9 protein-coding genes are annotated in these 13,196 nt (G+C 71.9%); 5 read left to right on the forward strand and 4 right to left on the reverse strand.

Annotated features, from left to right (window positions below; all coding sequences use genetic code 11):
* Window positions 1–134 precede the first annotated feature (134 nt).
* The 3 genes from ACZ7G1_RS15330 to ACZ7G1_RS15340 all read left to right on the forward strand — a co-directional run bounded on the left by ACZ7G1_RS15330 (window position 135) and on the right by ACZ7G1_RS15340 (window position 3,167).
* Window positions 135–2,411 (forward strand): MMPL family transporter, encoded by a 2,277-nt coding sequence (locus ACZ7G1_RS15330; RefSeq protein ID WP_470874766.1) that lies wholly within the window; start codon window positions 135–137, stop codon window positions 2,409–2,411.
* 88 nt (window positions 2,412–2,499) lie between these two features.
* Entirely contained in the window at window positions 2,500–2,913 is a 414-nt protein-coding gene (locus ACZ7G1_RS15335) for a cytidine deaminase family protein (protein WP_470874764.1), read from the forward strand.
* Window positions 2,914–2,957: 44 nt separating this feature from the next.
* A complete protein-coding gene (locus tag ACZ7G1_RS15340; RefSeq protein ID WP_470874762.1) occupies window positions 2,958–3,167 on the forward strand; it encodes a DUF6243 family protein in 210 nt (69 codons plus the stop codon).
* Window positions 3,168–3,284: 117 nt separating this feature from the next.
* On the opposite strand, the gene ACZ7G1_RS15345 is transcribed toward ACZ7G1_RS15340, so the two are convergent.
* The 4 genes from ACZ7G1_RS15345 to ACZ7G1_RS15360 form a co-directional block, all read right to left on the reverse strand.
* On the reverse strand, window positions 3,285–4,121 hold the full coding sequence (locus tag ACZ7G1_RS15345) for a heparin lyase I family protein (protein ID WP_470874760.1): 837 nt from the start codon (window positions 4,119–4,121) through the stop codon (window positions 3,285–3,287).
* Between the two features lie 29 nt (window positions 4,122–4,150).
* Window positions 4,151–6,190: an outer membrane protein assembly factor BamB family protein gene (locus ACZ7G1_RS15350; RefSeq protein WP_470874758.1), complete on the reverse strand. Its 2,040-nt coding sequence runs from the start codon at window positions 6,188–6,190 to the stop codon at window positions 4,151–4,153.
* 214 nt (window positions 6,191–6,404) lie between these two features.
* Window positions 6,405–7,484: a LacI family DNA-binding transcriptional regulator gene (locus tag ACZ7G1_RS15355; protein ID WP_470874757.1), complete on the reverse strand. Its 1,080-nt coding sequence runs from the start codon at window positions 7,482–7,484 to the stop codon at window positions 6,405–6,407.
* Window positions 7,485–7,814: 330 nt separating this feature from the next.
* On the reverse strand, window positions 7,815–8,774 hold the full coding sequence (locus ACZ7G1_RS15360) for a MurR/RpiR family transcriptional regulator (protein ID WP_470874755.1): 960 nt from the start codon (window positions 8,772–8,774) through the stop codon (window positions 7,815–7,817).
* Between the two features lie 280 nt (window positions 8,775–9,054).
* Between ACZ7G1_RS15360 and ACZ7G1_RS15365 the strand changes: the two genes are divergently transcribed.
* A complete protein-coding gene (locus ACZ7G1_RS15365; protein ID WP_470874753.1) occupies window positions 9,055–11,418 on the forward strand; it encodes a SpoIIE family protein phosphatase in 2,364 nt (787 codons plus the stop codon).
* A gap of 131 nt (window positions 11,419–11,549) precedes the next feature.
* Window positions 11,550–13,064 carry a hypothetical protein gene (locus ACZ7G1_RS15370; protein WP_470874752.1) on the forward strand — a complete coding sequence of 505 codons (1,515 nt, stop codon included), beginning with the start codon at window positions 11,550–11,552 and terminating at the stop codon, window positions 13,062–13,064.
* Window positions 13,065–13,196 lie beyond the last annotated feature (132 nt).

A 13,196-nucleotide genomic window follows, 5' to 3' on the forward strand; every position in this document is an offset into this window, starting at 1 on the left:
AAAGGACGGGTCGTCACTCCGCCCCGGGGACGAAGGATCCGCGGCCCGCGGGCCGATGTCGCGGAGCGCGGTGGCGACGAGCCTCGGTATCGGCGGCCGTACAAGGACGGCCGACGAGGTGGTTGGAGGACCCGATGCTCTCGAAAGCCCTGTTGCGCCTGGGCGCAGGCGCCGCCCGTCATCCCTGGCGGGTGATCGCGGCATGGCTGATCGCCACCACGCTCGCCGTCCTCGCCGCCGTCGCCTTCGGCGGGCGGACCGCGGACTCGATGACCGCTCCGGGACTGGACTCCCAGCGGGCCGCGGAGCTGATCGAACGGGCGGGAACCGGCCAGGAGGGGATGACCGCCCAAGTGGTCGTCACCCCCCTCGACCGTGGTGCGACGTTCTTCGACGACGGCGCGCGGACCGCTCTCACACGGCTGCAGGCCGAGGTGAAGCGGCTGCCGCACGTGCTCGGCACGAGCGACCCGGCGGGGGCGCTCGACGCGGGCGGGGACACCGCCGTGCGCGGCGGCCTCGTCTCGGCCGACGGGCGGATCGCCATCGTCCGGGTGCAGTACCCCGACCAGAGCCGCCTGTCGGCCGACGACCTCGACGCCCTCGTCAGTCTCGGCGACCGGCTGCGCGCCGAACTGCCCCTGCGCATCGAGATGGGCGGGAGCCTCTTCTACGCCTTCTCCGACCCCGACGGCGGCGTCAGCGAGCTGATCGGCCTCCTCGCCGCGGCCGCGATCCTGTTCCTGGCGTTCGGTTCGCTCGTCGCCGCCGCGCTGCCGATCGGCATGGCGGTCTTCGGACTGACCGTCGGGGTCGCGACGATGACGGTACTGGCGGGGGTCACGGACGTCCCCACCTTCGCACCGGTCCTGGGCAGCATGGTCGGCCTCGGAGTGGGCATCGACTACGCGCTGTTCGTGCTCGCCAGACACCGGGAGTACCTCGCGCGCGGGCTCGATCCCCGCGAGGCGGCGGGGCGAGCGGTCGCCACGGCGGGGCGGCCCGTGGTCTTCGCCGGCGGCACCGTCGTCGTATCGATCCTCGGCCTGGCGGTCGCGAACGTGCCCTTCATGACGGTGGGCGGGTTCGCCGTCTCGCTCGTCGTCCTGATCATGGTGCTCGCGTCGGTCACCCTGCTGCCGGCCTTCCTCGGCGCCGCCGGCCCACGCCTGGCCCGGACCGGCCGGATCGGCCGGGCCCTGCGGACCAGGAAGCCGGGCCGACTCGCATCACAGCCGGACACAGCGGCGGACGCCGCTCCCGCCGGTTGGCGGCGCTGGATCGGCCACGTCAGCCGTCACCCCGTGCCGTACGCGATCGGCGCGGCGGGGCTCCTGCTGACCGCCACGCTGCCCGTGCTCGGCCTCCGCGTCGGCCTGCCCGACGACGGCTCACAGCCCACCAGCCGCACCGAGCGCCGCGCCTACGACCTCGTCGCCGAGGGGTTCGGCCCGGGCACCAACGGTCCCCTCGTCATCGCCGCGGACCCCGCCGGTGATCCGGGCGTGCTGGACCGGCTCGCCGCAAGGGTCTCGGCGGATCCCGGCATCGCATCCGTCGCGCCCGCACAGATCGATCGGGCCACCGGCATCGCCACCCTCGTGGTGTTCCCGACCACCAGCCCTCAGGACAAGGCCACCACCGACACCATCGCCCGGCTCCGCACCGACGTCCTGCCCACGGCGATCGGGCCCGGCCCGGCCCGCGCCCACGTCGGCGGCGCCGCCGCGAGCCTGTCCGATGTCGGCCGACGCACCACCGAACGCCTCCCCCTGTTGGTCGCCACCGTCCTGGCGATGTCCTTCCTGCTCCTGCTGCTCGTCTTCCGCTCGGTCCTCGTACCGCTCAAAGCGGTCCTCCTGAACCTGCTGAGCATCGGCGCGGCCTACGGCATCATGGTCGCGGTCTTCCAGTGGGGCTGGGCAAGCGCACTCATCGGCCTGGAAGCGACGGTTCCAATCGTCTCCTTCATCCCGATGTTCCTCTTCGCCATCCTCTTCGGCCTGTCCATGGACTACGAGGTCTTCCTCCTCTCCCGCGTCCGCGAGGAATACCTGCGCACCGGCGACAACGCCACCGCCATCATCGACGGCGTCTCCCGCACCGCCCGGATCATCACCTCGGCCGCCCTCATCATGGTCGCCGTCTTCCTCTCCTTCGCCGTCGCCAACGACCCCTCCACCAAAATGTTCGGCCTCGGCCTCGCCACCGCGATCTTCATCGACGCCACCATCGTCCGCATGGTCCTCGTACCCGCGACCATGACCCTCCTCGGCCGCACCAACTGGTGGCTTCCGAAGTGGCTGGACCGGATCCTTCCCAGCGGCCCCGACAACGCCGCCGACGCCGACGCCGACGACAGCGACGCGGACGCCATGGGCGGGGCCCCGCGACGGCTGGCCGACCTGTAACTGCCTCTTCCGGCCGCCGCCGATAATCGCTTGCGCGGATTCGTCGAACAGGCGAACGTCGCCTGGCACCCGAAGAAGGCAGATGAAGATGACCACGCAGAACCACCCCGTCGACCACGAGCTGATCCAGGCGGCGGAGGAAGTCGCTCGGACGCGTTGTCGCGGCGACAACCACACCATGGCGGCGGCGGCCCGCGCGCAGGATGGTCGGATCGTGACCGGCGTGAACGCGTATCACTTCACGGGGGGACCGTGCGCTGAGCTGGTGGTGATCGGGGCGGCGGCGGGTCAGGGGGCGTACGAGCTGGAGACCATGGTGGCGGTGGGTGACCGGGGACGCGGGGTTGTGCCGCCGTGTGGGCGGTGTCGTCAGGTGCTGCTCGACTACTTTCCCGGGCTCAGGGTGATCGTCGGGGCGGACGACCGGCTGCGATCCGTGCCTATTATCGACTTGCTGCCTGAGACGTATGTCTGGGCCGACCACCAGCTCGACGCCGAGTAGTCAGGACACTCGGTGGGGGCTGGGACCGTCTACTGGGAGAACGCGTGACCGACAGTAAGAACATCAACAATCCCGTGGGCCAGGGCGGCGGACAGCGGAAGAGGCTGTCGCGGGCCGAGCGGCAGAACAACGGGCCGCATCGGAACTTCGATCGGGGCGTCGCGGCTGATCAGAAGGCGGAGCTGGTGCGGAAGATGCGGGAGAAGGCACGCGCGGCCGAGGCGGCCGAGCAGGCGAGCGGCGACGACGCCTGACGGAGGTGACGGTTGCCGCCTGTGGCGGCGCCGTGGGGCAGGGCCCGGACCGGAGTGATCGGTCCGGGCCCTGCTGCCGTGGAGCGGCTGTGGGGGTGTGGCGGGGGCTTCCCTGGATCATTCCGCGAAGGGCTCGGAGAGGTCCAGGATGCGGATGTCGTCGTGGTGGACGATGCGGGTCGGGACGTCTCCGTTGGCCAGGGAGTGGCCGGGGCGGTAGAGGCCCCACTTCAGGTAGCCGAAGTCGGCTGGGTTGACGGGGTGGAAGGTCTTCACGTTGTCGTAGGTCTGGCGCGGGGTGAATTGTGATTCGCCGGGGAGGCGGGTGGAGACCTTGTAGTAGCCGGTGGCGTCGTCGGTCCAGCGGACGTCCACGCGGAAGTGCATCCAGGCGTTGATGTGGGGGCGGAAGTCGGTGACGACGATGGCCTGGAGGTTCAGGAGGGGCGACCGGAAGGCGATGCTGTTGCGTTTGGTCATGAGGTAGAAGGAGGGTTGGTTTCCGCCGGCGTGTTTGCCCTGGAAGATGATGTCGCCGTTCTCGGAGTCCCCGGGGGTGAAGGGCTGCCAGTCCTTGAGGAGCAGGCTGAACTCGTAGCGCTGTTCGTCGCCGACGATGAACTTTCCTTCGTGGACGTCGTTGGTGGCGCTTTCGCTGCGTGGGGCTCCGTCGGAGACGTAGGCGGGGTCGCCGAGGGTGACTTTGTGGGCGATGGCGTGGTCCGGGCCGGACGGGACGATGTACGAGGCGTCGGCGGCCGTGGCGTGGGTGGTGGTCAGGTTCGGGATGCCGGAGTTCAGCGTGCCGGTCCGGTAGTCGATGGTCAGCAGGGGTGACGGGCCGTCGACGGCGGGGCAGGAGGGGTCGGGGGCGGCCGGGATGTCGCCGTTCTCGCCGGCCCGGGCGGTGGCCAGGCCGGTCGTGGCGAGGGTCCCGGTGAGGGCGGCGGTCATGAGGGAGCGCCTGGTCGGGGTTCTCATCGTCAGTGCACCGGCCTGTCTTCGACGCGGACGAGGTTGCGGCCGCGCATGGTGTAGAGGCGGCCGTGGTGGTCGGCGTTGACGTGGGGGCCGCTGTACCAGGCGCCGTTGATTCCGGCGACGACGGTGGTGACGGCGAAGGTCTTGGGGTCGAAGCGGAAGAAGGTGGTGTCGGAGACGGCGTAGACGAGGCCGCGGCTGGTGACCATGGCCGCGAAGCCGGGACAGAGGGCGCGGTGGTCGGCGGTGTGGACGACCCGGCGGTGGGGGAGGTCGATGACGAGGAATCCGCCCTTGCGGGTGAGTGCGTACAGGTGGCGGCCGCGGACGGCCAGGGCTGCGGTGCCCGTGGTGAGGGGGGCGGGGAGGTCCATGCGCCACAGTTCGCGGCCGGCGGCCGGGTCGAAGGCGACGAGGGTGCCGGGCGGTCCCTGGGTGGTGGGGTTGTCGCCGCCGAGGTAGGCGACGCCGTCCCGGGTGGTGACGGCTCGCACGAGTTGGGTCGGGTCGACCGGGTTGATGTACGCGGCCTTCTTGCCCGTCTTCGGCGAGTAGGTCCACAGGGAGCCGCCGCCCTCGGTGTCGGACTGGGCGCCGACCAGGAGGAGTTCGTTGACGGGGTCGTAGCAGACGTCGAGTGGGCGGTTCTGTTCGCTGGGGAAGGCCGCGAGCTGGCGGGGCTGGCCGCCCTTGACGGGGTCGTACGTCCACATGCCCTGCGAGCTGTACTGGCCGGTGTAGAGCACTCCGTCGAGCACTTCGGCGTCCTTCGCCTCGCCGGGGGCGCGGAGGTTGATCACCTTGCCGGTGCGCAGATCGTGGCGGGCGATGCCGTTGTTGCCGCCGACGTAGACGAACCGGTGGTCGGCGGCTATGCCCATGGTGGTCTGCGGGGTGACGGGGGCGCCGGCCTGGCCGAGGTCGGTGACGACGGAGCGGCCGGTGGCCAGGTCGATCTCGCCGACGAAGCCGTATCCCGAGACGACCGTGAGGGTGCCGCCGACGTGGTCGAGGCCCCATATCTCGCCGAGGTCGCCGTCGAAGCCGACGGCGCTGATGGCCTTGGTCCGTGTCGCGTAGCGGAACAGGCCGGTGTCGGTGGCGAAGTGGACGGTGTCACCGTTCGCGGTCAGGTTCTTGACGACCTTGCCGGAGGTGGGGGTCACGCTGTACGAGGAGAGGTCGGCGAGGTCCAGCACGGCGAGCTTGGCGAGCTCGGTCGAGCCCGAGGTGCTGACGACGAGGTGGTCGCCGGAGACGACGAGGTCGCGCAGGCTGGGGTCCCTCTCCAGTTCCGGCGGCGTCACGTTCCGGAAGGTGCGCGCGGCTCGGTCGTACGCGTACAGGGAGGCCTTGCTCGCGCCGTCGCCGCCGGCCAGCGTGCTGCCGGCGCCGAAGAAGACGGTCGTGTCGGTGGCGGCGACGGCCCTCGCCAGGGTGGCCTTGGGGTCGGGTACGCCGAGCTTGGTCACCTTGCCGGTGGCCGGGTCGTACATCCACAGCGCGGGGGCCTTGCCGGGGATGCCGCCGACCGCGTACACGGTGCCGTCGGGGGCGACGGCGAGGTCGCGGATGTCGCGGTCCTCGGTGCGGCCGACGCCCACGGCGGGCTTGTCCGGGGTGGTGAGGTCCCAGCGGAAGAGGTTCGGCTTGCCCTCGTCGGCCTTGGTGAGGATGCCCGCGTACAGGTACCTGCCGGTGGAGTCGGCGGCGAGCGCCTGGATCGAGTGGCCCGTGCCGAGGACGGTCTGCGCCACCACCGTGCGGGTGGGCAGGTGGAAGGCGATCACTTGGGTCGGTTCGAGGTTGCGGGAGCCGATGTAGACGGTGTCGCCGACCTGGAGCGCGCTCATGAGGGCGAACTGTTCGATGCCGGGGCCGAGGTCGGTGATGGTGACGGTGGCGCAGGATGCCTGGGCGGGGGCGGCGGAGGTGGTGGCCTGGGCGGGTGCCGTGAGCAGTGGGGTCGCGGCGGCGGTGAGCCCGAAGGCGCCTCCCGCCATGAGCAGCTGACGCCGGCTCACCGATGGGGAGTGAGGCATGGGGGAACTCCTTGGTTCGTCGTGCGGGGACGCGGAGCGCGGAGGAGCCGTCGTCGTGCGGGGTGCACGGCGGAGACCGGCCGGTCCCGGTTCGGGATGACCGGAATCATTCGCCGGTAAACGCAGCCTCGTCAATGCTTTCGCTTCACTCGAAAGCAAACGAAAGCAGCGAGTGCGATGTGCTGTCGACTTCTCCGTCGCGCTCTACGCGCGTTCACCCCTCCGCGAGCGTCCCGCTGGACTTCCGTACGCGCAGTTCCGGGCGGAGCAGCAGCTCGGCGAGGGGTGCGGTCGGCTCGGCGAGGCGCCGGCGCAGCAGGTCGACCGCCCACTCCCCCACGGCCCGCTTGGGCGGCGCCACCGCCGTGAGCGGGACATCGCTCAGCTCCGCGACCTCGTCGTCATAGGTCACGATGGCCAGGTCATCGGGTACGCGCAGGCCGCGCGCCTGGAGGAGGCCGACCATGGCGACGGCGTCGAGATCGTTGTGGACCAGGGCGGCCCGGACCTCGCCCGACTCGACCGCCCGCGCGAGCTCGTCGAGCCATGGGGCCGACACCGTTCCGTCGGTCGGCTCGATGGCGAACTCGGGGCCCGCCGCGAGACCCAGGGCCTGGCAGGTCTCCGCGTAACCTTCCCGGATCAGCGGGGTGTTGGGGCTCTCGGCCCGTGCGACCAGCGCGATCCGCCGGTGCCCAAGCGAGGCGAGGTGCCGGACCGCCAGGCCCGCGCCGTGGGCGTGGTCCGACGCGACCTGCTCGACCCGGCCGCCCCACTCACCGGACCTGCGGTCCACGAGAACGACGGGTACGTCGACCTCGTCCAGCCATCCCTCGGCCGGGCCCGCGGGTTCGAGGCCCGCGCGCGGCATCAGCAGGAGGCCGTCGGCGCCTCCCGCGACCAGCCGCCTCACCTGCTCCTGGTTGTCCGCCAGCGTCTCGCCGGAGACCGCGAGGACGATGCGTACCCCGTTCCTGCGTGCCGCGTCCTGCACGCCACGGATGATCTCGGGGTAGTAGTACGCGCCCGGCGGAACGACCAGCCCGAAGGAATCCCCCTGCCGCGCCGGGGTCGTCGGGGCGGCGGGGCCGGTCGCGTCGGTCGCCTGCGCGGCGGTGGAGGACATGGCGCCTCCGTGCACCCGGAGCACCAGCCCGCGGGCCGCCAGCTCCCGGACGTCCTGGCGGACGGTGACCGCGGAGACACCGATCTCCTCCGCTACGTCCTTGACCTTGATCGACCCCCGGCGCTCGATCAGGCGCAGGAGCATCTCGCGCCGCTCTTCCGTCAGCACCGACGTCCCCCTCTCGTCGTGAGCGAAGCCATGTGCTTTCACTCGACAAGTGAAAGGTAGCAACAGCTGCGTGGGGTGCGGGCGGCGTCGAGGGGGTGTGGCCCTGCGCGGCGGCTCCGACCCAGGGGTTGATCGGAGCCACCGCGGAGCGTTCGCGACGAACGCGGCTCGGGCCGACGGAACATCTGGGACGTCCGAGGAGGAGGGGGCGACCTTCGATGTTCGGTTCGGGCCCTTGGGGCCTCTCTAGTAAATATATATACCGTCAAGTAAGCAAGGGCATGAAAATTTTCATTCTGGATCGCCCCGGGTTCCGGATGATCACGAGGGTCAGTCGTCCAGGAAGAAATCGTGCTGCTCCGCCGCCTGCTCGTACTTCTCGAGGCGCGCCTGTGTGCGCTCCGGATCCGCGTCCGCCATGGCCTGGAGGATGGCCGCGGACAGCACTCCCGGAGCGGCGTACGAGTCGAAGACGAGGCGCGAGCCGGTGCCCACGGTGAACACCTCGTCGGCCTCGCCGGCGAGCGGCCCGAGCGCGAGGTCCGTGACCAGTGCGACGCGCAGTCCCACGCCGCGGGCGGCACGGACGAGCGCGAGGGTCTCCCTGGCGTGCCGGGGCATGGCGAAGGCCAGTACCCAGGTGCCGCCCGCCTCGCGGGCCTGGAGCAGTCCGTCGTAGGCGACGCTGCCGCCGCGTGTCACCACCCGGACGTCGGGGTGGATGCGCCGGGCCGCGTACGCGAAGTACTCGGCGAGCGAGACCGAGATCCGCAGGCCGACGACGGTCAGGGGGACGGACCGGGCCAGCTCGCGGCCGATGCCGACGATCCGCTCGGGGTCGGCGAGGGTCCGCCGCAGGGACGTCAGGTTCTCGATCTCCGCGTCGATCGCCGACTGGAGCTCGTTGCGGTGCCGCTCCCCCTGCTCGCCCGAGACACCGGCGACCGCGCTGAGCGCGATGGGCTGCAGCGCCTCGCGGAGCGCCGGGTAGCCGCTGAATCCGAGCGAGGAGGCGAACCGGGTCACGGACGGCTGGCTGACCCCGACGCGCTCCGCGAGCTCGGTGATGGACAGGAAGGCCGCCTCGGTGAGGTGATCGGTCAGGAACTGGGCGATGCGCCGCTGCCCGGGAGACAGCCGGTGTCCGCCGAACAGCCCTTGCAACCGCTCGGCGGGAGAAGCCGCCTCCCCGGCCGTCTCCCCCGCCGCCGCCCCGGCCTCCGCCTCGGACGAGCGCCTGCCCGGCGTGATCGCGGCTGCCTGTGCGCGCGCCTGCTGCCCGGATGCCACGGCATGTCTCCTTCTCGTCTCGCTGCCGCCCAAGATAGTTCACGTGCCCCGGACCACCGCGAAGCCCGAGAGTGCGGACCCGGCGCGCGCCGGGTCCGCCCGGCGGGAGGCGAACGGCCGCGCAGCTGTGCCGGCATCAGGGCGCGCGCCTCCCGTGGGGTGTTGGCGGCCGGTCCGGCTGGCTTTACCGGCGTACGGCTCTCCCGGAGGTGCCCGTCCGGTGGAGCGGGCGCATCCTGGCAGGGAGGGGCGGGAACTCCCTGGCTGACGAGGAGAGCGTGTGGGACCGGGCAACCTGGCGGAGGGCGACGGCTCGCGTCCGCGGGCCGGCTCCGTCCTCGAGGGCGTCGCGGCCGCGCTGGTCGACGCGGACGGCCGGATCGTGTGGTGGTCGAGGTCCGCGGAGCGGTTGCTCGGCTGGACCGGCCAGGAGGTGGCGGGCCGGGCGGCCGGTGAGTTCCTGGGCGGGGCGGAGACGTACCGGAACACCTCCGCTGCCGTGTACCGGACACGGCTTCCGCACCGGTCGGGGCGGATCGTCGAGGCGGAGGTCCGGATCGCGGAGGCGGACGGCTGGGCCGAACGGCTCGTGCTCATGCTGGTGCCCGGCGCGTCCGACGGCTGGGACCAGGACCGGGACATCGCGCGGGCGCTGCTGGCCCAGGACGGTCTCGGTGTCGCCCAGTTCGACATGGCGGGGCGGCTGGTACGGACGAACGCGGCCATGGAGGCGTTCCGCCCGCGCGGGGCGGACGAGGACTGGCTGGGCCGGCTCACCGCCCGGGACGGAAGCGGTACGGCGCGGGCGGCCTTCGAGCGGGTCGCCGAGACGGGGACGCCGCTGGCCTCCCGCGTCTACGACCTGGAGCCCGGTACCGGGGCCACGGCGCTGTCGGTGTCCTGCTTCCGGATCGACGACCTCCTCGGCACGCCGCTGGGCCTCATGGTCGAGGCAGCCGGGATCACGGGATCGGACCCGTACGTCGGCGACGCCTACCGCCGGGCCTTCGAGATCGGCCAGTCGCTCGACATGGTCGAGGTGGCGCGGGACCTCGCGGGGGTGCTCGTGCCGGCCCTGGGCGACTTCGCGACGGTCGACTACCCCGAGGCCGTACTGGAGGGCCGCGAACCGCCGCCCGGTTACCCGGGGCAGGAGGCGTCCGCGCCGCGCCGGGTGGCGGTGCGGGCCGCCGACGGCGGATGGCCGGCCGCTCTGATCCAGGTGGGCGAGTCCGTGCCACGCATCACGGAAACGCCGGAGAACGCGGCGAGGATCGTCGGCGACGTGTTCGTCACGGACGACCGGCTCGCCCGGCGGATCCTCGGCGACGACCCGGAGCTGGTCCGCAGGTTCATGCCCGAGGGCATGCACGCGGGCCTCGGCTGCCCGCTGTACCGAGGCGGGCGCTTCTACGGTTACGCCTCCGTGTACCGCACCCGCACGCCCGGTCCGTTCCACGAGGGCGACGTCTCGCTGATGCACGACCTGTGCGCGCGGACGGCGACCGCCCTCGACAACGCCTTCCGTTTCGCCCGCGAGCACCAGACGGCGGCCGTCCTCCAGCGCAGCCTGTTGCCGCCGGCCGCCACACGCAGCACGGCCGCCGAGACGGCGGGCTTCTACCTGCCCGCCGACGATTCGGCGAGCATGGGCGGCGACTGGTACGACGCCTTCGACCTGTCCTCGCTGCGGGTCGGGCTCGTCGTCGGCGACGTGGTGGGCCACGGCCTTGAGGCCGCGGCGACCATGGCCCGCCTCCGCACCGCGGTGCAGACGCTGGCGGATCTGGACCTGCCGCCCGACGAGCTGCTGACCCGGCTCGACGACCTGGTCCGGCGCATGCGGACCGAGGCGGAGCGGCCGGACAGCGTGGGCGGCTCGTGCCTGTTCGCCGTCTACGATCCGGTCGACCGTACCTGCCGGATGGCCTCGGCCGGCCATCCCCCGCCGGCCCTCATCACCCCCGAAGGCGACGTGTCCTTCGTGCCCCTCGCGCCGGGACCGCTGCTCGGCGTCGGGAACCTCCCCTTCGAGGTCACGACCGTGACCCTGCCCCCGGGGACCACGCTGGTCTGTTACACCGACGGTCTGCTCGGGCGGGACCCCGCCGCCGGTTCGGAACGCCTGAAGGCGGACCTGGCCGCGCTGCGGGACACGCGCGGGACGCCGGCCGCCCTCGGCGACGCCCTCCTGGCGCGGAGTCCGCACGCCGAGAACCCCGGCGACGACATCATCCTGCTGCTGGCCCGCACGCGTGCCGTGGCCGAGGAGTCCACCGCGTTCTGGGAGTACCCGGCGGATCTCTCCTCCGTGAGCGAGGCGCGCGCCCACGTCCAAGCCCAGTTGAAGGCCTGGGACTTGGAAGAGCTGCTCTTCAGCACCGAGCTCATCGTCAGCGAGCTCGTCACCAACGCCATGCGGTACGCGGGCGAGCCCGTCACCCTGCGCCTCGTGCGCGACCGCGTGCTGGTCTGCGAGGTGTCGGACCCGAGCAGTACCCAGCCCCGTCTCCGCCGGGCCGTCGCCACCGACGAGGGCGGCCGGGGGCTCTTCCTCGTCGCCCAGCTGACGACCCGTTGGGGCAGCCGCTACACCGCGCACGGCAAGACGATCTGGACGGAGCAGACCCTCCCGGGAGGGTGAAGCTCCCGGTCCCGCGGCGGACCGAGTCGGGCATGGGACCTGACGGATACCGCTCTCGGCCTTTGCCCGGGGCGCCGACGCGCCGTATCGTGCGCCGCTTGGCAATTCCCGGCCCTAGGCGAGGTAAAGGCATGAGAAAGACAGTGCGCCGATGGGCGGTGCTGTGTTCGGCGTTGTTCGCGGTGATCGCGATGACGCCGGTGCAGGCTCAGGCGGCGGTGGAGTCGCGGCCGGTGCCCGTGACGGCGAGCGACAAGTACGCGCTCAAGTCGGTGGGCGCGGGCGGGCTCTACGTGTCCGTGGAGGTCGACAACACGGGCAGCACGGAAGCCATGTTGCGCGCCCGGAAGGTGGCTCCGACGCTCGCGGACCTGGGGTCGTGGGAGAAGTTCACGCTGCACACCGACGACAAGGGGTGGTCGACCACCTTGCGTTCGGAGGCGAACGGGAACTACGTGACCACCGAGCGGGGGTACACGGGCACCCACCAGAACCTGCTCCGCGCCCGGGGAACCACCGTCGGCGGCTGGGAGAAGATCCAGCTGGAGAAGCAGGCCGACGGCACGTACGCGCTGAAGGCCGCGACGAACGACGGCTACAAGTACGTGACCGCCGAGGTGCAGGACCCCGGCGGCGACGCGGGGCTGTTGCGGGCCCGCGGCGATTCCGTCGGCTCGTGGCAGAAGTTCCAGCTCGTCTACCTGGGCGAGGAGAACGCCGCCGACGCCGGAGGACGGCCCGCACCCGCCTCCCCCGCTCCGGCCGCCGACTTCCGCGTGATGTCGTGGAACGTCTGCGCGAACCACAACTCGGCCTGTGGCAACCACCGGGTGGAAGGCCCCTCCCTCGGTGCGCAGATCACCGACCGGCTGGGGACGGCCGCGGAGGCCCAGCAATACCGCGCGATCTTCCTCCAGGAGATGTGCGAGTCACAGGCCAAGCCCATCGAGACGTGGCTGGAATCGAGGACGGGGACCGGGTGGGACGTACGGTTCGCCCCCATCAAGTACAACGTCGACAACTCCTCGGTGAAGGCCGCCCGCACCTGTGACAACGCCGGTTCGTCGGCCTCGGGCTGGAAGGACCGCGGCTCGTACGGCATCGGCCTGGCCGTGCCCGACGCCAACGTCTGGTACACCTCGTACGACCTGCCCTCGCCGCAGAACAAGACCATCGGCACCGAGTGGGTGCGCATGGAGCAGCGCACCGCGATCTGCGCCGTACTCCCCGCGCAGGCGCTGCAGTTCTGCACGGCTCACTTCAGCGCCGGCCTGCCGGAGGACGACGCGGACGGGTCGAAGCGCAAGGAGCAGGCCGCGAAGTTCCAGGAGATCGTCCACGCGTACACCCAGCCGGGGTACCGGACCGTGTACGGCGGCGACCTCAACTCCATCCCGCCGGACTCCGCCTCTCCCGACCTCCCCAAGGACGTCCTGAGCTCGGCCTACGCCGCGGACAAGGAGTGCGACGAGGGCCTGTCGGCCGCGCGGCCCCGTGACGGCCGGGCCACGAAGCCGCTGGCGACCCGCAGCATCAAGATCGACTACCTCTTCGGTCCGTCCGCCGGAACCGTCGTCTCCTGCGACGTGACGGCCGACGCGGGTGAGTCGGACCACTACCCGATCAAGGCGCGCTTCCGCTTCTGAGCCGCGCCTCCGGTCGGAGGACGACGACAGGCGGGGGGGGGGGGGGTTTGGGGGGGGGGGGGGGGGGGGGGGGGGGGGGGGGGGGGGGGGGGGGGGGGGGGGGGGGGGGGGGGGGGGGGGGGGGGGGTGGAA

The sequence above is a fragment of the Streptomyces sp. NPDC037273 genome, from assembly GCF_055603625.1.

Bases quoted from the DNA above. Each gene is read 5' to 3' on its own strand.
- ACZ7G1_RS15345 (WP_470874760.1), bottom strand. From the start codon at position 4,121: ATGACCGCCGCCCTCACCGGGACCCTCGCCACGACCGGCCTGGCCACC.
- ACZ7G1_RS15335 (WP_470874764.1), top strand. From the start codon at position 2,500: ATGACCACGCAGAACCACCCCGTCGACCACGAGCTGATCCAGGCGGCG.
- ACZ7G1_RS15350 (WP_470874758.1), bottom strand. From the start codon at position 6,190: ATGCCTCACTCCCCATCGGTGAGCCGGCGTCAGCTGCTCATGGCGGGA.
- ACZ7G1_RS15330 (WP_470874766.1), top strand. From the start codon at position 135: ATGCTCTCGAAAGCCCTGTTGCGCCTGGGCGCAGGCGCCGCCCGTCAT.
- ACZ7G1_RS15370 (WP_470874752.1), top strand. From the start codon at position 11,550: ATGAGAAAGACAGTGCGCCGATGGGCGGTGCTGTGTTCGGCGTTGTTC.